Annotated in this window: 18 protein-coding genes; 14 read left to right on the plus strand and 4 right to left on the minus strand. The window is 25.9% G+C overall.

The window, feature by feature from the left end; genetic code table 11:
* Positions 1–20 precede the first annotated feature (20 nt).
* Positions 21–1,178 (plus strand): ATP-grasp domain-containing protein, encoded by a 1,158-nt coding sequence (locus ABM4_RS02510; protein ID WP_016358109.1) that lies wholly within the window; start codon positions 21–23, stop codon positions 1,176–1,178.
* A gap of 300 nt (positions 1,179–1,478) precedes the next feature.
* On the plus strand, positions 1,479–2,522 hold the full coding sequence (locus ABM4_RS02515) for a hydantoinase/oxoprolinase family protein (RefSeq protein ID WP_016358110.1): 1,044 nt from the start codon (positions 1,479–1,481) through the stop codon (positions 2,520–2,522).
* Here ABM4_RS02515 and ABM4_RS02520 read toward each other — a convergent pair whose 3' ends face one another.
* Entirely contained in the window at positions 2,523–2,738 is a 216-nt protein-coding gene (locus tag ABM4_RS02520) for a hypothetical protein (protein WP_040682606.1), read from the minus strand.
* A gap of 253 nt (positions 2,739–2,991) precedes the next feature.
* On the opposite strand from ABM4_RS02520, the gene ABM4_RS02525 reads away from it, so the two are divergent.
* The 3 genes from ABM4_RS02525 to ABM4_RS02535 all read left to right on the plus strand — a co-directional run bounded on the left by ABM4_RS02525 (position 2,992) and on the right by ABM4_RS02535 (position 4,620).
* Positions 2,992–3,321 (plus strand): helix-turn-helix domain-containing protein, encoded by a 330-nt coding sequence (locus ABM4_RS02525; RefSeq protein WP_016358111.1) that lies wholly within the window; start codon positions 2,992–2,994, stop codon positions 3,319–3,321.
* Between the two features lie 5 nt (positions 3,322–3,326).
* On the plus strand, positions 3,327–4,043 hold the full coding sequence (locus tag ABM4_RS02530) for an ImmA/IrrE family metallo-endopeptidase (protein ID WP_016358112.1): 717 nt from the start codon (positions 3,327–3,329) through the stop codon (positions 4,041–4,043).
* 73 nt (positions 4,044–4,116) lie between these two features.
* Entirely contained in the window at positions 4,117–4,620 is a 504-nt protein-coding gene (locus tag ABM4_RS02535; RefSeq protein ID WP_198008271.1) for a hypothetical protein, read from the plus strand.
* Positions 4,621–4,750: 130 nt separating this feature from the next.
* Here the strand turns inward: ABM4_RS02535 and ABM4_RS02540 are convergent, their stop codons facing one another.
* Positions 4,751–5,317, minus strand: a complete 567-nt coding sequence (locus ABM4_RS02540; protein WP_016358114.1) for a CDP-2,3-bis-(O-geranylgeranyl)-sn-glycerol synthase — start codon at positions 5,315–5,317, stop codon at positions 4,751–4,753.
* A gap of 242 nt (positions 5,318–5,559) precedes the next feature.
* Here ABM4_RS02540 and tes point away from each other — a divergent pair, with 242 nt between their 5' ends.
* From tes to ABM4_RS02565, 5 genes are all read left to right on the plus strand, one after another.
* Positions 5,560–7,089 carry a tetraether lipid synthase Tes gene (gene tes / locus ABM4_RS02545; RefSeq protein WP_016358115.1) on the plus strand — a complete coding sequence of 510 codons (1,530 nt, stop codon included), beginning with the start codon at positions 5,560–5,562 and terminating at the stop codon, positions 7,087–7,089.
* Positions 7,090–7,353: 264 nt separating this feature from the next.
* Positions 7,354–8,343, plus strand: coding sequence for a beta-ribofuranosylaminobenzene 5'-phosphate synthase (locus tag ABM4_RS02550; protein ID WP_016358116.1), 990 nt, complete (start codon positions 7,354–7,356; stop codon positions 8,341–8,343).
* A gap of 660 nt (positions 8,344–9,003) precedes the next feature.
* Entirely contained in the window at positions 9,004–9,999 is a 996-nt protein-coding gene (locus ABM4_RS02555) for a beta-ribofuranosylaminobenzene 5'-phosphate synthase (protein ID WP_016358117.1), read from the plus strand.
* Positions 10,000–10,643: 644 nt separating this feature from the next.
* Positions 10,644–11,129: a homoaconitase small subunit gene (gene hacB, locus ABM4_RS02560; RefSeq protein WP_016358118.1), complete on the plus strand. Its 486-nt coding sequence runs from the start codon at positions 10,644–10,646 to the stop codon at positions 11,127–11,129.
* Between the two features lie 117 nt (positions 11,130–11,246).
* Positions 11,247–11,882, plus strand: coding sequence for an HVO_0476 family zinc finger protein (locus tag ABM4_RS02565; protein WP_016358119.1), 636 nt, complete (start codon positions 11,247–11,249; stop codon positions 11,880–11,882).
* Positions 11,883–12,108: 226 nt separating this feature from the next.
* Here ABM4_RS02565 and ABM4_RS02570 read toward each other — a convergent pair whose 3' ends face one another.
* Both ABM4_RS02570 and ABM4_RS02575 read right to left on the minus strand, forming a co-directional pair.
* Positions 12,109–12,747, minus strand: coding sequence for a hypothetical protein (locus tag ABM4_RS02570; RefSeq protein WP_016358120.1), 639 nt, complete (start codon positions 12,745–12,747; stop codon positions 12,109–12,111).
* Between the two features lie 367 nt (positions 12,748–13,114).
* The gene (locus ABM4_RS02575) at positions 13,115–13,870 is read right to left on the minus strand and encodes a hypothetical protein (RefSeq protein ID WP_156815319.1); all 756 of its coding nucleotides are present in this window, start codon (positions 13,868–13,870) and stop codon (positions 13,115–13,117) included.
* 789 nt (positions 13,871–14,659) lie between these two features.
* Here ABM4_RS02575 and ABM4_RS02580 point away from each other — a divergent pair.
* From ABM4_RS02580 to ABM4_RS02595, 4 genes are all read left to right on the plus strand, one after another.
* Entirely contained in the window at positions 14,660–17,398 is a 2,739-nt protein-coding gene (locus ABM4_RS02580; protein WP_016358122.1) for a type I restriction endonuclease subunit R, read from the plus strand.
* A 1,027-nt stretch (positions 17,399–18,425) separates the two neighbouring features.
* Positions 18,426–18,974, plus strand: coding sequence for a restriction endonuclease subunit S (locus ABM4_RS02585; protein WP_016358123.1), 549 nt, complete (start codon positions 18,426–18,428; stop codon positions 18,972–18,974).
* A 312-nt stretch (positions 18,975–19,286) separates the two neighbouring features.
* Positions 19,287–20,822, plus strand: a complete 1,536-nt coding sequence (locus tag ABM4_RS02590) for a type I restriction-modification system subunit M (protein WP_016358124.1) — start codon at positions 19,287–19,289, stop codon at positions 20,820–20,822.
* 18 nt (positions 20,823–20,840) lie between these two features.
* Positions 20,841–22,004 carry a restriction endonuclease subunit S gene (locus ABM4_RS02595; protein ID WP_016358125.1) on the plus strand — a complete coding sequence of 388 codons (1,164 nt, stop codon included), beginning with the start codon at positions 20,841–20,843 and terminating at the stop codon, positions 22,002–22,004.
* The last annotated feature ends 19 nt before the right edge of the window (positions 22,005–22,023 follow it).

Consider the following 22,023-nt stretch of genomic DNA (forward strand, 5'->3'; position numbering starts at 1 on the left):
AAAATATTTATGATGATATTATGTCTTATGATTTAAGTTCTGTAAATGAAAACTCTATATTGGTATTTGAATATTATACCTCTACAGGTTTAGATGATTTATGTATTAGTTCCGAAGCGGCGGCACTTGTAAGTGGATTGGTTGACGATTTAAAAGATGAGGATGTATACTTTCTTTTAAGTAAAAAGTATTCCTATCTTGCAGATGGTAAGGATGCAAATATAATTGTCCTTGATGAGGATAAATCCGATAACGCTTTAGAGGATTTTCTAATAGAAAATGTCCGTAAATTTAAGAAATCCATATTTATAGCATCTGAGGAAGAGAACAATCTTTATGATTTAACAAAATTCCTAGAGGATAATGATGTAAAGCTTTATGTGTCCAATGCAGAGTCAACAGGTATATGCTCAGATAAATTCAAAATGTATCAAGCATTAAAATCCGATGCAATTCAGCCATTTACCTATAAAATCACTTTGGATTCTGATATATTCTGGAAAAAACCAATATTGTTCAATCTTAAATCTTATAATATGGATAAGGAAAATTATGAATACGGTCTGGATGATGAGTTGATAGACAATCTGGAAATTAAAAATAAATTCATTGCAAAACCTATAAATGGTGTGGACTGTGAGGATATCAAGATCATCGAGTCAAGGGAAGATATTGATGATTTGGAAAACGTCTTTGCGGAAGGCAGTGATGTTCTAATCCAGGAATATATTGAAGGTGAGGTATTAAGTGTGAGCCTTATAAGTGACGGTGTTGATGCTATACCAGTAAGCCTAAATAAACAATTTGTAACCATATCAAAGGATAAACAACAATATCTTGGTGGCCAGGTTCTATATAATCATCCTGCTTTAAATCAGATATTTGACTCAGCCGTTGAAGCTGTTAAGGCTATTGAAGGACTTAAAGGTTTTATTGGTGTAGACTTAATTGCCAATAAAAAGGATAATGGTAAATTTGAAGTCTATATTATTGAGATAAATTCAAGATTTACAACACCTTATGTAGGCTTAAGACAAGCTTTGGATATGAATATTGGTCAAACCATTATAGATTTAATAGACGGTAAAATATCTATTGAAGATATTAAGGATATACCTGTTAAATATCCCGTTAAATTCTATAAAAAGGATGGACTATTGAAGCTTGAAAAGGCTTAAGAATTAACATATTAAAAACTTTTAAATGGATTTTATTATTTCATATAACGTTTTTAACCTTTAATTTTTTAATTTTTAAAAATATTCTTTTCCAATTAAAATATTTTTTTTAGAGAATATCTTCTATCTGATTTTTACCTTTTTAATTTTTTAATTAGAAACTATTTTTTAAAATGTAAGATTTAATTATAATAGAATCTTATATAATTATTATATTCTTAAAATTAGAATATTGTTTTCTAATAATTATTACAATTATTTTAAAATTTCAATTCAAATTATTTATAAGGAGTTTATTTAATGAAAATAGCAGGTTTTGATATTGGTGGTGCAAACACTGATTTAGCTATTGTTGATTTTGATAATAATGGAGAAATAAAAAATATAGAAACTGATTTCTCATTTTTACCAATGTGGAGTGAAAATGATACACTTGAAGATGTTTTAAAAGAATTAATTGAGAATATCTGCCCTCTTGATGAACTTGATGGTGTAGGTATCTCAATGACTGCGGAACTTGTGGACGCATATAACACCAAAAAAGATGGGATATTGGATGTTGCAGGTAAATGTGAAAACGTCTTTGATGTTCCTCTAGGATACATTACTCTTGATGGTGTAAAATCTCCTGAGGATTTAAGAAAAGATCCACTTAAAGCCGCAGCTGCAAACTGGATTGCAACAGCACCAATTGCAAGTAAAATCGCTGATGATTGTATATTTGTAGATACTGGAAGTACTACAACCGATATTATCCCAGTTAAAAATGGAAAGGAATGTGCTAAAGGTCGTTCAGATATGGAAAGATTAGGTACTGGTGAACTTGTATACACAGGTACATTAAGAACTAATCTATGTGCATTTTTAGATAAGGTTCCTCTTGAAAAGGATGGTGAGACTATTGAATATAGGGTTGGTTCCGAGCTATTTGCGGAAACCGCTGATATCTATATGGTTTTAGGTTTAATCGATGAGGATGATTATGTCTGTAATACTAATGATGGAAAGGGAAAATCTATCATCGAATGTGAAAGACGTATTGCAAGGGTGTTATGTGCAGATTTAGACATGTTAAGTGAGGATGATATTAAACAATTATCTGAAAACATTCATAAAGCTCAAATTAAACAAGTTGCAGGGGCTATTGGTGAAGTATCAGAAAGGGAAGGACTAGATACTATCGTTGTAACCGGTCTTGGTAAAGATATTATAGATAGACCTGCTGCAGAATCATTAGGTCTGACTGTTAAATCTATGGATGAATTCTTAACAGATGAGGAATGTGTTGTAGCACCTGCTGTAGGAACTGCAATATTGACTGAAGAGTTTTTAAGAAACTCTTAATCACTTTTTATTTTTTTTATCCATTTTTTTTGAATTCTGATTTTTTTTTTTAAAATCTTGGTTATTTTTTTTAATAGGTTGTTTATTAGCTATTTTTCTACTAAATTTATTTTTGTCTCGATTTTCCCATAATTTACCTATTTTTTGAGTTTTTATTTTTTTATTATTTTTAGCTGTTTTTCTTAAATTAGGTATATTTGATCTTTTAATTTTCAATATTCAATAGTTTTATTTTAATTTTTTTATTTAAATTATTATAATATTATATTATTTAGTTTAACAAAAATTATATTCTTATTTTTGATGTATAGTTAAAAATATAAGTTATTTTTAGATTTAACATTTATTTTATGGGAATGAAAAATCAAGTATCAATTAAATTTTATACTTTGACCTAAATAAATGGAAAAAAATATATATTTTATAGGTCAAATATTAAATTAATTATTTGGGAGGCAAGGTGTTTAAAATGGGTGAAAAACTTGGTGAAAGACTTGAAAAATTAAGGAAACTTAATAATTTAACTCAGGAACAAATAAGTAATTATCTTGATTTGGATCAAAGTAATTACTCAAAGATTGAAAAGGGCAAAAGAAATTTAAATGTAAGTTCCTTGGATAAGGTATGTTTGTTATATGATTGTTCTCCAGAGTATCTTTTAGGTGAATCTGATGTGTATAATCCTCAGAAAATAGCATTTCGACTTGATAAAAAGGATTATGATTTAAATGTTGTAAGTAAAATTAATGAGACAATGAAGTACTTAAACTTATTAGAGGAATTAAATGATGGGGAATAAGATTTATGGAAAAAGAAGAGAAACTAGCTATTAGGCTAAGAGATAGATGGGATATAAACACACATAGTCCAATTGATATTTTTCCATTGGTTTTAGATAAGATTAAGGATCTAACTTTGTTATGGTATGATATGAATCAATCTATTAGTGGCTGTTGTTGTAAGAATGATAAAAATCAAATAATCATGATTAATTCTAATCATACTAAGGGAAGACAGAATTTCACTTTGGCTCATGAGTTATATCATTTGTTATTTGATGGGGATAATAATTGGTCTGTTTGCGGTACTAATTTTAATAATGAAAATGAGATACTGGCTAATAACTTTGCCTCTTATTTTTTATTACCATCATGCGGATTAGAAAAGTTTATTGAAAATAATAATATTAACAAGTGGAATCTTGAAGATATTATAAAATGTGAGCAATTTTTCCAGATTAGTCATCATTCAATGTTATTTAGGCTTAAAAATGAGGATTATATATCTCAAAGAGAGTTTGATAAATTTAAGAGTTCTATAAAAATTAATGCTATGAATTTAGGCTATGATTTAACATTATATAATGAATCACCAAATGATAAGAAATTTTACATGTTAGGTAAATTGATTCCTTTGGTGAATAAAAGTTATGAAAGGGGTTTAATTTCAAAAGGTCTAATGGAGGAAATCTTAATAAAGAATTATAGATCAGATATTGTATATAATTTAAAGGAGGATTAAATTGATTAAAAAACAAACTTTTTATGATTCTGATTGTTTATCCTCTTTTTTAATAATTAACGAGGGAAACCTTTTGAAAGAACTCTTTCATGAAATTAATATACCTTCACAAGTTTATGAGGAATTAACATGTGAAGGAACCCCAGAAAATGTAAAAAATAACTTACAAGAATTGATTAAGGATAATTTTGTAAAAATAGTTGATTTAAATGCCGGAACAGCAGAATATTTAAATTATAGAAATATTATTAATGGAAACCTGTATAAAGGTTGTAGAATAGGTAAAGGTGAAGCTGCAGCAATCACTTTGGCCTATGAAAATAAAGGTATTTTGGCATCAAATAATTTTAAAGATATTAAATTTTATGTTGATTATTTTGAATTACCTTTATTAACCACGGCTTACTTGTTGGGGATATTGTTTGATAAAAATATAATAAATAAAGATGAAGCTAATTCAATGTGGAATAAAATGATAAAATACAGAAGAGCATTACCGGAATCATCTTTTGAAATATATTATAATAATCTTTATAAAAAAGATTATGATGATTTCGGAAAAAGAATTGAATTTTAATAAAAAGGCGATTTTTTTTATCAATGATTTTTTTGTTATTTGATTTTAAGAGTATCTATTCAAACTTTTAAGATTTGTAGAAAATATTTTAAAAAATAAAAAAATAAAAATAGGGTTTCAAGTGAAGAATTTAATACCACACATCTTTTGCACCAATTAAATATGCTATCATATTGGTGAATAGGTGTAGGAATAAAGTTAAAATACATATTGTAATTATAACCTGCCAATCAAGTCTTATTGCAAATGCAGATATAATTAATGCTCCAAATACGAAATCTAGCTGATCAAGTATTGGTGCAGGTTCGCCTTGTTGTATGTTGATTCTTCTTTTAATGAAACTTCCACTGGCATCACCAAGCAAAGCCCCTAGGCCAAGTAAGAATCCAATAAGTAAACCTTGATATAGTCCGTTATATGTAATCAAAGGGATAATTCCATAGGATAATTGGATAAGTGTTGGCGTGTAAATTCCCTGAAGACCACCTACAATGGTTCCGATAATAGTACCTGCTATTAGTCCTCTCCAGGTACATCCTTTACCAATTATGTCATGTCCGTCTTTGGTTTTATGACCAAAATCTAATGGTGTACCTCCCCCAAATATAAGGCCACTAATATTGGATAGGTATGCAGGTAACATAAAATAAATTGAAACTACACATAAGATACCAATATAAAAAAAATCAATGTTCATTTTTTCCCCAAGTAAATTCTATAAACATTATTAGATTTAATTATCCTTTTAAAAATAGTTTTCTAATATTTTTCTAAAAATTTAAATATTCATTGTTATAAATATATTTAAATATTATAATAATTAATAATTTAATTAGTTTAAATTTTATTTTGTTTTTATATTACTTTTTCATTTTAATAAATTTTTAATTTAAACTTTATTATTATAGGTAATGTTATTTTAAAAATATAGGTGATTATTTGATTAAAAAAACCAAAAGTCTATGTCCGGAATGTTTTAAACCTGTAGACGCTGAAGTCTATGAGGAAAACGGAAAAATAATGATTAAAAAAACATGTCCTGAACACGGGGAGTTTACTAACACTTATTGGAGTGATGCAAAACTTTATGAAAAGGCAGATAGTTTCCCAACTACTGCTACAAAAATTGATAATCCTCAGATTAAACGTAATTCTGGTTGTCCTAACAATTGTGGTTTATGTGAGCAACATCAAACCTCAACAGTTTTAGGTTTAATTGACGTTACAAACAGATGTAATCTTAAATGTCCAGTATGTTTTGCTAATGCGGCAGTAAGTAAACGATTATTTGAACCTACCCAGGCTGAAATCAGGATGATGCTTCAAAACCTAAGGAATCTTAAACCAGTTCCTACTCCTGCTATCCAATATGCTGGTGGAGAGCCTACTGTAAGAAACGATTTACCTGAACTTATTAAGATGGCTAAGGATGAGGGATTTGTTCATGTTCAAATTGCTACCAATGGTTTAAGACTTGGAAGGAAGAAAGGCTATGCTGAGGAGCTTAAAGAAGCAGGCCTTAACACAGTTTACATGCAATTCGATGGTGTAACTGAAGAGCCTTATATTAACAACCGTGGTAAAAACCTACTTCCACAGAAACTTAAAGCTATTGAAAGATGTAGGGAAGCGGAACTAGGTATGGTACTTGTACCTACACTAGTCAAAGGTGTAAATGATCAGCAAGTTGGAGACATCATTAAATTTGCATTTGACAATAGGGATATTATCTATGGTGTTAACTTCCAACCTGTATCCTTCTCTGGAAGAATTGATACCAATCTTGTAGAACAACAAAGAATCACCATTCCAGATTTCCAAAAAGAAGTCGAAACACAATTGGATGGTCAAGTTACCACCAGTGCTTTCTATCCACCTTCCTCAGTTGAACCTGTCACAAGATTCATCTATGCTTTAGATGACAGTGTAGATCCAATCATGTTAAACTGTCACCAACACTGTGGTACAGCAACCTATGTATTTTTAGATACTGATGAGGATGGAAACTCTAAATACATTCCTATCACTGATTTCATTGATGTTGATAAATTCCTAGGTTTCTTGGATGAAAGTGCTAACAAGATTAACGAAGGTAAATTTGCAGCTAAAACAAGAATTGCAGCAAGTGCTATTAAAAACTTGTCCAGCTTTATAGATACTGATAAAGCACCAAACGGTTTGGATATTAAACATATCCTTTATGAGGTATTTAAGAACAAGTCCTATGATGCTTTAGGCGAATTCTCTAAGAATGCCATGTTGATTTCCTGTATGCACTTTATGGATCCATACAACTTTGATGAGGACAGGGTTCAAAAATGTATTATTCATTATGCAGTTCCTGATGGTAGAATCATACCATTCTGTACAATGAACTCAAGATACAGATCAGGTATTGAGGAAGAATTCTCAGTTCCTTATACTAAAGAAGCTGTAAAAGAAGTTTTAGATATAGAAAATAAAAGCTAAATAAGTTTGATACTTATTTGCTATTTTTAATCTATTTTTTATTAATTTTTTAAAATATTAAATTTACTAATTTTTAATTGATTTATTATATTTTACTATTTCTTTTTCAGAGAAAAATTTAAGGTATTTAATTTAGAAATATATATGAAGTTAAAAAAATTTTTATAAAATCCTGATTTTATAATGGTATTTTTTTTGGTTTGGAAAAATTTAAAATGGTAAATCTTGATTTTATAAAAGTATTAATTGGTTGAGGAAAATTAAATGATAATAAAAACACCATCCCGTCTTCATATGGCTCTTATTAATATGGATGGATCAAATGGTAGAATGGACGGAGGAATTGGTCTTACATTAAGTAAACCAAATCTAGTTTTAAAAGGAGATTTTTCACAAAGTAATAATATCACTGTCGAATTTAAAGAGGAACTTAATGATGATACTATATCTGAGTATAGTTCTAAAATTAAAGAAACAGCAAAAATAGTTTGTGATTATTATAACATTGAGGAAGGTTTTGATTTTGAAGTTCTTGAACATATTCCAAATCATAGTGGTTTAGGTTCTGGAACACAGATAGCTCTAGCTACTGCTAAAATTATCACGGAATTAAAAGGTATTGAGGTATCTGCAGTTGAATTATCTGCAATTGTTGGTAGAGGAGGTACCTCTGGGATAGGTACTTTTGCATTTGATAATGGGGGATTTATTGTAGATGGGGGCCATAGTCGTAGTGAAAAACCTGACTTTTTACCATCCTCTGTATCTCCTGCAAAACCACCAAAGCTTATTGGTAGGTATGATTTTCCAGAAGATTGGAAAATAATGCTTGCATTTGCCAAATCAGGTAACAATATTAATGGTAATAGGGAGGTAAACATCTTTCAAGATACATGTCCTGTTCCATCCCATGATGTTGAGGAAATGGCGCATATTATCTTCATGAATCTTGTACCTTTTTTACTTGAAGGTGACATTGAAGAGTTTGGAAAAGCTGTAAATGATATCCAGTATAAAGGGTTTAATAAGGTAATGATAGACCTACAAGATGAGAAAACTCAGAATCTTATGAGATTTATTAAGGAAAATGGTGCTTATGGTGTGGGTATAAGTTCTTTTGGACCTTGTATTTACGCATTCTTTGATGATAAAAACAGTGATATTGTAGATAAAACTAAAAATTATTTGGATGAAGATGATATTGTATTAATTAGTTCTGCTTCTAATAATGGTTTTGAGATTATTGAAAAATAGTATTATTATTTTTTAGGTAAATAATGATGAATCTATGATCCAATTATTTGGTAGGATTATTTTTTAAGTAATGCAGGTAGAGCCATATTCTAATTATTTGGTGGAATTATTTTTTGGGTAATAATGGTAGATTCATTTTTTTATTATTTGGTAGGGATTATTTTTTTAGGTGTTAATGGTAGAGCCATATTCTAGTTATTAAATTTTTTTTTATTAACTTAGTCAATCTTTTTTAAATTTAGATTTAATGGTTATTTTTAAATATTTTTATTATTTCAATTTTAATTTTCTATTTTTTCCAATTCAATTAGTTTTTAATTTATTCAATCAAGTTTTCACTTATTTTAGAACTTTTTAATTAAAATTTTTTCATCGTCTTTATTTTACTTATTTTTCCTTTTAAACGTTTTTATTTAAATGACTGTACATTAACTTTTTTTTAAATAATTAAACAAGTTTTAATAAATTTGTTTTATATGTTATAAACAAAATTTTGTAGTTTTAATAAAAAAGTCATTTAGAAAACTTTAATAATAAGTTTCATTAAAACTTATTAAAGATTAGTAAAATTAAATTTAATTTAAAATTTTTTTAATCGATTTAAAAATTTGTTTAAATGTTGATTTATTTTATCTAAAAAAACAATTGGGGACACTTAAAATGATAATTAAGACGCCTTCCCGTCTCCATATGTGTCTTATAGATATGAGTGGTGCATATGGTAGAATTGACGGAGGAATTGGGCTTACTATAGATCAACCAAACTTTATAATAAAAGGGGAAGAATCCGATACAAAGGATATTAAAGTTGATTTTTGTGAGGATATAGATGAAGAGATAAAACCGGAATGTAAAGAGAAGATTGTAACATCTGCTGATAGAATTCGTAAATATTATGGAATTGATGAGGGATTCAATTTTGAAGTTGAAAAAGCTTGTCTTCCACATTCAGGATTAGGATCAGGAACTCAGACAGCATTAGCTACAGGTAAACTTATAACTGAGATGAAAGGTATTCATGAGGACTCAGTTCAATTGGCTAGTGTAGTAGGTAGAGGGGGCACATCAGGAATTGGTACCTTTTCATTTGATTATGGTGGATTTATTGTAGATGGGGGCCATAGTCTTAAAGAGAAAGAATCTTTCTTGCCTTCATCAGCATCAAATGTTAGACCACCACAACTTTTAGGACATTATGATTTTCCAGAAGACTGGGATATTTTAGTTACAATACCTACTAATACAGAACATATTAATGGTAAAAAAGAGGTTAATATTTTCCAAGCTAATTGTCCTATAAATAAAAGTGAAGTAGAACAAATGTCTCATATTATCTTTATGAATTTAATTCCTTTCATGCTTGAACATAATATATATGAATTTGGTTCCTGCATAGATCAAATACAATGTAGGGGATTTAAAAAGGTGGAGGTTAGTTTACAACCACCTAAGTTCTTAAATTTAATGAAATATATGCGTGATAATGGAGCATATGGTGTGGGTATGAGTTCATTTGGACCTGCAATTTATACTATTTTTGATAAAGAAAATAAAGATATTGTAAAGGCTACTGCAGACTATCTTAATGAAGAGGAAGGAGATACATACTTTGTATGTAAGGCTCAGAACTTTGGTCATCAAATTATTGAAAAATAAGTCTTCACATAAAAAGGGTATAATGGTTGCACTATTATAATCGTGATATAATTTAATCTATGTAATATTAGATTAATTAAATAATCCTTTTTCTACTTAGTTAACTTTAGGTTTACTCTTGTTTTAATTAGTTTTAGGTTTAGATTAGATTAATAAGGTTTGGACTTAGTTTCTTTTAAATTAGTAATTTAAGTTAAGATTAAATATTAGGTCTTTTCTACATAATAATTTAATTAGTTTTAGGCTCAGTAAATTAGTAAGGATTAAACTTATTTTCTTTTATAGTTAGTAATTATTAGTTTTAGGTTTAGATTAAATATTGGACTTAAGTTTTTTCTGCATGGTAATTTGATTGTTTTAGTTAATTTCATAGTTCAAAATTGAATGTTATATGGGAAATTAAAGTTTTATTTTTAAATTCCTTTGTATGAATCTAATTTTTTATATAAAACCATCTTATTTAAATATCTTAAAACTGACTAGATTTAAACCTTCTTTATGAAGATTTTAATTTATAAAATTTTCACTTGTCTTATATTTTTTATAAAACAATAAGTTTTTAAATATAAAATACATATAACTAAAAGATTATACTTAATGAAAAATAATATATTAAGTATTGAAAATTATTTTTTGTGATAACAATGGAAAAAATTCAAGGAAGAGTATGGACATTTGGTGAAAATATAGATACTGATTTAATCATACCAGGTAGATATCTTAGAACATTTAATCCTGAAGATTTAGCAGAACATGTGTTGGAAGGAGAAAGACCTGATTTTACACATAATGTTAAAAAAGGAGATGTAATTGTTGCAGATGAAAACTTTGGTTGTGGCTCTTCTAGGGAACAAGCTCCTGTAGCTATTAAAGCTGCAGGTGTTGATGCAATTATTGCTAAATCATTTGCAAGAATCTTCTATAGAAATGCAATAAATATAGGATTACCAGTAATTAAAGCAGATATTAAAGCATCTGATGAGGATATTGTATCTGTAGATTTAAGTGAAGGTATTATTCGAAATGAAACTACTGGTGAGGATGTTGAATTTGAACCATTTAAGGATTTCATGTTAGAAATCTTAGAAGATGGCGGTTTAGTAAATCATTATTTAAAATCTAAAGAATAGGTTTTACTTTTCAATATTAAAAAATTACTGATTTTTTTTATTAATTTATTTTAAATTAAATTAAGATTTTTAATGATTATTTTTTATTAAAATTATTATAATTAGAGGGAATTAAAAATGGAATGTCCAATTTGTGGATCTGATAATATAACGGTTTTAAAATCAAAAGAAACTTCGTCAAAATCAAAGCATATTAATGATTATTTGTTAAGATGTAATGAATGTGAACATGTATTCAAGGATAGGGTTACCCAAAGAAATCCTATATCCTGCAGATTAATTGTAAGTGAAAACGAAAACTCTAAGAAAACATCAATTAAGTTATATCCCGATGAGGTCTTAAAATGTGGGGAAGTTTTACTTGCAGACGATGGCCAAGTAAAGGTAAATTCAATTGAAACAAAAGAGGGAAGAAGAGACTCTGCATTGGTTTCTGATATAAAGACTATATGGGCAACATCACTTGAAATACCTGCAAGAATAGGTTTATCAATTGATTTTGGGGGTAAAGTTAAATCCTATAAACTTGATTTAAATAGGGATTTCGAGATTAATACCAATGATATAATTAGAATAGAAGATTATACCCTTAAAGTTCATATTATTAAAACAGGTTCCAAGAAACTGTCTACAGGCTCTGCAAGAGCAGATGTAATCAAGAGGGTTTACACAAAACCTATAGATTTAAAAACATATGACTACAATTTGACTGATAATATAGTCCAAATAAACTTTAAAGATGACTATTATTAGTTAATCTAATTTTTTATTATTTTTATTTCAATTTTAACCTAATATTAGCTATTTTTTTTATAAATTCAATTAGATATGGTTTACTTCATTGAATTTTATTATTTTTTTAAATTTAATATAGAAAATTATAAAATCTTTTATGAAAGTGATGTTTAATACTTGGGTTTATGTTTAAGTATATTGATATAATTATATTTTATATTAATCATTGCCATAAACTCTATAATCATCCACAAAGAGGATAAAAATCCATTGCTACATCATTTGCAGGATCTTCTGATTTATACATTCTTTTTATCATTTCCTTTTCGGATTTTACAAACTGTTTCGCATCCTCTTCACTATATCCGCAAGAATTTATTAAGCAGAATATAATATCATCAATATATTCATTGATATTATTGTAATTTTTAAACTTATCACATTCATCTAAGTATTTATTTTTTTCAATTACCTTTGTCAATGAATTATAAAATTTATTTGCTTCAATATGTGAAGGATATTTTTCTACTATTTTTTTAGAGTATTTAACTGCCAAATCAGCTTGATAAATTTTTGAATAAAGTTTTGCTTTATCAATGCATGAAGATATGTTTTCGGGTGTAATTTCAAAGAGTTTTAAAAAGAATTCATCATAATCTCCCTTGAAATTTTTTAAATTTTTTGATAAGACTTCATCATACCATTTAAAATTATTTATTTCATCTATTCCGCATTCAGAAATTTTATCGTACCATTTATAGCAAGTATTCTGAACATTATTTTTAAAATCTTCACTAGCTTTTAAAACATTTTCATATGCATCAAATGATTGTTTTAAGTATCCTAATTTATATAATTCATATGCTTTGCATTCGAAATACATTAATTTTTCATGAAAACGAATAGAATGGGGATCAATGTATCCATGAGATAATTCATCCTTAAATCTGATAATATCATAGTCATTTGGAAATTGATTTAAGTATATATCTACGCTTTTTAAAGCTTCATCTAAGTCTTCTCTTATATAAAAATCTTCTCTTGCCTTTTTTAAGTAACATTTCCCTCGATATTGGTATACTAAATCTCTACCCTTAAAATCAAAACCCCCATATTTAAAGGAATAATTGAAATATTTGATAGCTTCTGATATTCTATATAAATCGGTACAGATAAATGCTAAAAAATTATAAAATCTATAATCTTCGGGATAGATGTCTATTGCATAATAAAGTAAATCAAGAGCTTCTTCATATTTTTTTTAAAGAAAATAATACACTTACTTTAAAATTAATTCTGTCAGCATCACTATTATCATAAGTTAATATCTTTTCACGATATTCATTAATATGATCATAATCATCTGATGCAATGTATTCATTAACTATTTTTTCAACAAATTGAAAATCATCTTTATGTTTTTTGATTATTTTCCAAATTGTTTTAAACTCTTTTATTGTTAAAGCACAATTAGAATTATTTCCTACAAAAGTTGAAATAAGTGCTTCACCCATATCTCCAGTTGAATAAACCATACTTTCAACATTCAATACAACAAATCCACTTCCACCATAACTATCATCAATAATAGGTTTAAAGTTTTCTTTCTCAAGAAAAGTTAAAAAATCATTTTCATAGTTATTAAGGGAGTTATCACATATTAAAAATGTAGAACAGCCTTGGCTAAGCCTTCCTGTAAATTTTGGTTTATTAATATGTTTTTTTAATATTTTCCAAATAATTTTAAATTCATCAATTGTAAATGGATTTTTTGTATTCTCATCAATTATTGTATTAGCAAGGTTCGCTGCTTTATATATTCCATCTGAGTATCGTAAATTGTTAACATTGATGTAAAAAAATCCTCTATCATATGTATAATATTTTTTATATTCTTTAAATCCTTCCTTTCTAAGATATCTTTTGAATTGTTTTTTGGTCATGGTTTCTGATGTGTTGTAGACTAAAAAACAAGCGCTTCCCTCTAATATTTCTAATTTATCCATACTATCACCCTTAAACATAATTAAATTTTTTTCATTCATATTTTAAAATATTATATTTAAATCCTCTTAATATTTGTGTATAATATAAAATTTGGATAATAAACTAATCAATTTTAAATAAAATTCAATTTCAATTGATATAAACCTTTAAAATTAAAATCTTATGTATGATTTTTTTATTTTTTTTATTTTTAATATTCATTTTTTTATAATTTTAAAGATATCATATTTTATTCTTAATGATGCATTTTTAAAATTAGTTATATGATAGAGAATAGTCGTTAAATTTGTAAATTTAAATAATAAATTCAATAGATTATATTTGGGGATTAAAATGAGTATATTTTAAATTTGGATAAAAATGACTTATTTTTTTCATCGAACAGAATATTTAAAATTATCTATTCTATAAATATTTACTCAATGATAATGAATTAAAAAATAAAACAGTCATTTTAAAATTTAAATTTTAGATTCATAATTAATTTCTTTATTTAATTTATTTAAAAATTTACTTAATTAAATTGACATTTATTGAAAGCTATCTATTTTTTTTAATATTTCTAATAAAATTAAATCAATACATTTAAAAATATTATAATACATAAAAATTAATGTATACTTAGATATTTTTATATGGGTGAAAATGTTTTTTAAATTTAAAATATAATTCAGATTAAATTAATATTTGATTTTAAAATTTTTTTATTATTTAAATTTTATCTTTTTATGGCTTATTTATGGAGTTAAACAATAATATGTATTGTTATATGAATAAGGAGTATTAAAATGCCAATTCAAAGTGAAGAAACATTAGAGAAAAATTTAATTGCACAATTGCAAGAAAATGGATATGAATATGTTAATGTTAAAAATGAAGATGAATTAAAAGAAAATTTCAGATTGCAACTTGAAAAATTAAATAATTGTAGTTTTTCTGATGTGGAATTTGACCGTATTTTGGTATACTTAGATAGTGGCAGTATATTTGATAAGGCTAAAAAATTAAGAGATAAATATTATGTTGATAGGGATAAAGACTCTTTTTATATTAAATTTTTAAATACAAAAGAATGGTGTAAAAACATTTTTCAAGTAGCTAATCAAATCACTGTTCATGGTCTTCATGAAAATAGATATGATGTAACTATTCTTATTAATGGATTACCTCTTGTTCAAATAGAACTTAAAAGAAGAGGGGGAAATATTAAAGAGGCTTTTGATCAAATTATTAGATATAAATCTCATTCATATAGTGGTCTTTTTAATTATATTCAATTATTTGTTATAAGTAATGGTGTTAATACTAAATATTTTGCAAATGGTTCTAAAAATGATCTTAATTTTGAATTTACCTTCTTCTGGAAAGATGTGAAAAATAACAATTATCATTCATTAGACCAATTTACAGATACCTTTTTAGAAAAATGTAATATTGCAGAAATTATTTCAAAATATATGATTTTAAATGAATCATCTAAAACCTTAATGGTTTTAAGAGCCTATCAGATATATGCTGTAAAAGCAGTATTACATCAGGCATTAGAAGTTAAACAAAATGGTTATATTTGGCATACAACAGGTAGTGGAAAAACTATTACCTCTTATAAGGTAAGCCAACTTTTAGCAGAAGATGAATCTATATACAAGGTTCTTTTCATTGTTGATAGACGTGATTTGGATATTCAAACAAATAAAGAGTTTAACAGTTTTTGTAATGGTTGTGTTAATGAAACAAAGCATACAGGTGCTTTAATTAAACATTTAACCACAACCGGTAATGGTAAACTTGTTACAACAACTATACAAAAATTATCAAAAGCAGTTAAAACAAGGGGGGATATGAAGAAACTCCAAGACATTCGTGATAAAAATATTATTCTAATTTATGATGAGTGTCATAGAAGCCAATTTGGTGAAATGCATCAATCCATTATTAATTTCTTTAATAATGCATTATCTTTTGGTTTTACTGGAACTCCCATATTTGAAGAAAATTCCAATGGCCTAAAAACTACTAAAAGCATTTTTGGAAAAAGACTTCATGAATACTCAATTAAAGATGCTATTGCAGATAATAATGTTTTAGGTTTTTCAATTGATTATTTTGGTGGAGCTAAAATGCTTACTGAAACTGATTTGGAAGTTGAAGGAATTGATAAGAGAGAATACTTTGAATCTGATAAGCGTCTTAATCAAATCGTAGATTATATAATTAAAAGTTATGATAATAAAACTAAAAATCGTGAATTTAATGCAATGTTTACAGTTGCACGTGGTGGAGTAATTCACAAATATTATGATTTATTTAAAAAGAAAAAAGATGAAGGAAAACACAATTTAAAGGTTGCTACTATCTTTACATATGTTGCTAATGAAGATTTGTCTGATAACAAACAGTTATCACGAGATAAACTTGATAAATATATGGATGACTATAATGAGATGTTTGGTACTAATTTCAGTACTGATGATTTTAAAGCTTACTATGTAGATGTTTCTAAAAGAATGAAAAATAGGGAAATTGATTTACTTTTAGTTGTTGACATGTTTTTAACTGGATTTGATAGTAAACTTTTAAATACATTATATGTAGATAAAAATCTTCAATATCATGGTTTATTACAAGCATTTTCTAGAACAAATAGAATATATAATATGCGTAAATCTCATGGAAATATCATTTGTTTTAGAAATCTTAAGGAAAATACTGATAGGGCAATTAGATTATTCTCTGATTCTAATGCATCTGAGGATATTATTTTACCACCATATGGCTTCTTTGTAGATAAATTTAATAAGGAAGCTGAAAAATTTTATTCCCTTGTTGAAACAGTAAACGATGCAGTTAATTTACAAAGTGAGAAGGATAAGAAACAATTTGTATTAAATTTCAGAGAACTTTCAAGAATATTAAATAAGATGAATACTTTCTCAGAATTTTCATATGATGATATTGAAATGACTGAACAGGATTTCTCAGATTATAAAAGTATTTACTTTGATATTCATGATGAACTTAAAAGTCCAGATAAAGAAAAAGTATCTGTTCTTGATGATATTGACTTTGAACTTGAATTGCTTAGAAATGATAAGATCAATGTAGATTATATTCTTAATATTCTTAAAACAATGGATCCTAAAGATTCAAGTTTTGAGCATGATAAAAAACGTATATTAAATATTATGCAAGAAACTGAACATTTAAGAAGTAAAATCAGTTTAATTGAGAAATTCATTGATGAGGAATTAGGAAATATCAATGATAAAGATTTATCTTTTAATGAAGTATTTGATGGATTCATGTCAAAAGAAAGAGAGAATGCAATTCTGGATATTATTTCTGAAGAGGATTTAAATGAAAAGATTGCTCGTCAAATTTTCGATTATTATGAATATTCCGGTAAACTTGATGAAGATAAACTTAAAAAATCATTTAATCATAATCTCAAATTTAAAGAAAGAAGAAATAAAGTTAAAGAAGTTAAAAATATGATTGAAAATTTCCATGAAAAATTTGATTATTAATTAGAAACTTTTTATTAATTATTGTTTTACTTAATTGAGTTTTTTTTATTGGTTAAAATTTTATTTTTAAATTTACTTTATTTTTCTATATTTTCTATTTTTTCTATAATTTTTATATTTTTTATATTTTCTATTTTTTTATCTATTTTCTATAAATTGTTTTGATTGGTTTAAATTTAGTCTAATATATTATTATGTTTTTGTTTTATTCAATATCTATTTTAATATATTATTTTTCTAATTTAATTAATATTTAATTGTATTTATCTATTTAAATTTTTTATTTTTCTTATTTTGTTTTATTTATTTTAGGAAAATTTATTGTAATTAGTAATTAATGACTAAAATTTTCGTTAAGTTTATATATGATGATGTCAAAACAATTAATTGTAATTAGTTACTAAGTACAAATTTTTGTATAAGTAAATAGTTACAAAGAGGTTTAATATTCTTGGGTGAATATTAGTTTATTACTTGAATATGTATATGAATTAAATTCATATACTTTCAAGTATTTCAAATCCTCCTTTAATCGTTGATGGGTTCGACTCCCATTTGGAGGTAAACTCGTTTATACATTTAATATATAATAAGAGACGGTTCTCTATTGTATGTTATTAAAATTTCACCTTTTTTAAGTATAATAAGTAAAATTATCGCAATTACTTATTTACTTTATATTTTAGGTTGAAGTTAAATGATATATCTTAAATTGAAATAAAAATTCTATTTATAGAAAATTTTTAATTGAGATTTAAGTTAAGTTTAAAGATTCTTAATGGGATTATCTATTAATTCTTATTAAGGTTTAAGTTAATTGAATGTTTGAATTTCTTAATGATTGATTTTATTGAGTGAATTTAAGTTAAGTTTAAAGATTCTTAATGGGATTATCTATTAATTCTTATTAAGGTTTAAGTTAATTGAATGTTTGAATTTCTTAATGATTGATTTTATTGAGTGAATTTAAGTTAAGTTTAAAGATTCTTAATAGGATTATTTAATAATTCTTATTGGGGAGGTTTTCATGACTAAAGAAAGACTAAATGATATTGCAGAGGTATATTCTGGAGTTCACTTGTCACGTTTTGTTAATTCAGAAGGTAATTTAAAACCAGTTATCCGAAATAAATTTAAAGAAGAAGGTATATTTGAATTTGAATATAAACATATTTCTGATGATTTAAATCAGAAATATTATTCAAAAAAAGATGATATTGTAATATCATTATCTGAACCAAATACTGTTACTCGATTAAATGAGGAAGGATATATTATTACAATGAACTTTGCAGTAATTAGATTAAAAGAAGGTTACAATCCATCATTCTTTTATCATCTACTAAAAAGTAATTATTTCCTTTCTGAACTACATAAATTACGTGAAGGAGGAGCTTTAAGAATAATTAAAGTTGCAGACTTAAGAAAAATTAAATTTGACATTCCTGATTTAGAAACTCAAAAGAAATATGGGATGTTTTTGGATTTAATTGACAATAAAATAAAATTAGAAAAAGAACTTATTAAATATCAAAATGATTACAAGGAAGCAATAATTGAAGATATTTATAGATAGATTCTATTTATTGCTTCTTATTAAATCAATATTGTATTTATAAATAAAATATTCTATTAAAATTATTAAATAGTGGAATTTGTATTAAATTATTAAATAATAAATATTGTATTAGTTTATTAAAAAACCTTTATAAACTATTAAATAAGTAAATGTTTGCATTAGAATTTGATAAATAAATCTTTTGTTTAATTGTTAAATAAGTAAATGTTTTATATAAAACTATTAGATAAGTAAATGTTTTGTATTAAAAGCTATTAAATATATTATGTTTATGGAAAATTATTAGACCTTTAAGGGGCGTGAATTATTATGGCAAGTCAAGAATTAGAAAGTAAACTTTGGGCAATTGCAGATGAATTAAGAGGAAATATGGATGCTAATGAATTTAAAAATTACATATTGGGATTTATATTTTACAGATACCTCTCTGAAAAATTAGAAATTCACATGAACAAAGAATTAGAAGTAGATGGTATCACTTTTAAAGAAGCATGGGAACGTGATGACTATAAGGAAGATTTGAAAGATGAAGGAATAGATTCATTAGGATACTTTATTGAACCTCAACATTTATTTAGTTGCATTATTAAAAAAGCTAAAGTTGGAGATTTCATATTGGATGATCTTAATAAAGCATTAAATTATATTAGTAATTCCTGTATTGGTACTGAAAGTCAAGATGATTTCAGCAATCTTTTTGAGGATGTGGATCTTCATTCATCTAAACTTGGAAGAACAAATGATGATAAAAATAAGTTAATATCAAAAATATTACTCCATTTAAATGATATTGATTTTGAACTTGAAAATAGTGAATCAGATATTCTTGGTGATGCATATGAATACTTGATAAGTCAATTTGCATCTAGTGCAGGTAAAAAAGCAGGGGAATTTTACACTCCGCAAGAGGTTTCAAAAGTACTTGCTAAAATCGTGACATTAGGTAAAAAACGTATTAAATCAGTATATGATCCAACATGTGGTTCTGGTTCATTACTTCTACGTGTATCTAAAGAAGCTGATGTAGCAAACTTCTATGGACAAGAATTAAATCAAACAACATATAACCTTGCACGTATGAATATGATTCTTCATGGTGTTAAATATCAAGACTTTGATATAAAACAAGGAGATTCTTTAGAACATCCAATGCATAAAAATATGAAATTCGAAGCAATCGTTGCTAATCCACCATTTAGTGCAAAATGGAGTGCAGATAAAACATTCCTTGATGATGAACGTTTCAGTGCATATGGAAAATTAGCACCTAAATCTAAAGCAGACTATGCATTTGTACAACATATGATATATCATTTAGATGAAAATGGTACAATGGGTATTGTACTTCCACATGGAGTATTATTTAGAGGAGCTGCAGAAAGTAAAATACGCAGATATTTAATTGAAGAAAAAAACTATTTAGATGCGGTAATTGGTCTACCTGCAAATATCTTTTATGGTACAAGTATTCCAACATGTATATTAGTATTTAAAAAATGTAGAACAGAAGATGAGGATATACTCTTTATAGATGCATCACAAGAATTTGAAAAAGTCAAAAATCAAAATAAACTAAGAAAACAAGATATTGATAAAATAGTAAACACTTATGCTAAACGTGAAGAAATTGATAAGTATTCACACAAAGCAACAATGGAAGAAATAGAAGAGAATGATTACAATCTCAATATACCAAGATATGTAGATACTTTTGAAGAAGAAGAACCTATTGATCTTGATGAAGTTTGTAAAGAACTTAAAGAAATTTCAATTAAAGAAGCTGAAGTAGATAAAGAAATTAATAAAATATGTGAAGAACTTGGAATTCAATCACCAATATTTTAAAATTTAGGGGGTTAAAATATGAGTGATAATGAGAATGTTTCTACTAAGAAACAAGGTATAAATGATGACAATCAACATGTCCCAGAGTTAAGATTTCCTGAATTTAAAAATAATAATCAAATAATTATTTATATTAATAAATTATGTGAATTTATAAAAGATGGAACACACGGAAGTTATAAAGATAAAAATGGAGGAATACCCTTATTAAGTGCAAAAGATATAAAAAATGGAAATATATTAATAAATAATAATCCCAGAACCATTTCTAAAGAAGATTATAAAAAAATTCATAAAAATTATGAAATAAAAAAAGGGGACATATTATTAACTATAGTTGGTTCAATAGGCCGAACTGCTATTGTTAACATAAATAATAAATTTACATTGCAAAGAAGCGTATCTATTTTAAGAGTAAATAATTTAAAAATTAATAATAAATATTTATATTATTATATTCAAACTAATAATTTTCAAAAACAATTGAAAAAACTAATTAATGTATCTGCACAAGGTGGAGTTTATTTAAATTCATTAAAGAATATTAAAATTAATATTACTAATAATTTAAATGAACAGGAAAAAATTTCAAATTTCTTATATTTAATTGATAGGAAAATTGACTTATTAGAAAAGAAATTGTGTTTGTACCAAAAATTCACGGAAGGCTTAAAAGTTGAATTATTTTCAAATTTAAATAATCCAACTCATAAATTAAATAAATTTTTAAAAATTTCAAAAATTAAATGTGAAGATAATATTAATAAAAGATTAACTGTAAAACTAAATTTGAAAGGTATAACACCTAGAAAAACTAAAACAACAGAAAAAGAAGGTGTTACGACACAATACATTAGAAAAAAAGGCCAATTTATTTATGGCAAACAAAATTTATATAAAGGTGCTTTTGGAATTGTTCCAAAAGAATTAGATGGATTTATGTCTTCAAGTGATATTCCTTCATTTGATTTTATTAATAATGATTTAAATCCATATTGGTTATATTATTTTATGTCTAGAAAAAATTATTATACTCGTCTAGAAAAATATTCAACAGGTACTGGATCAAAAAGAATATCTCCGGAAGAATTTTTAAATATTAAAATACAAGTACCATCAATTGAAGAACAAGAAAAACAAGTTAAAATATTAAATAAATTAATTAAAAAACAAGATTTATAAAGTATAAAAAAAATTATTT

It is taken from the genome of Methanobrevibacter sp. AbM4 (assembly GCF_000404165.1).
GTDB lineage: Archaea > Methanobacteriota > Methanobacteria > Methanobacteriales > Methanobacteriaceae > Methanarmilla > Methanarmilla boviskoreani.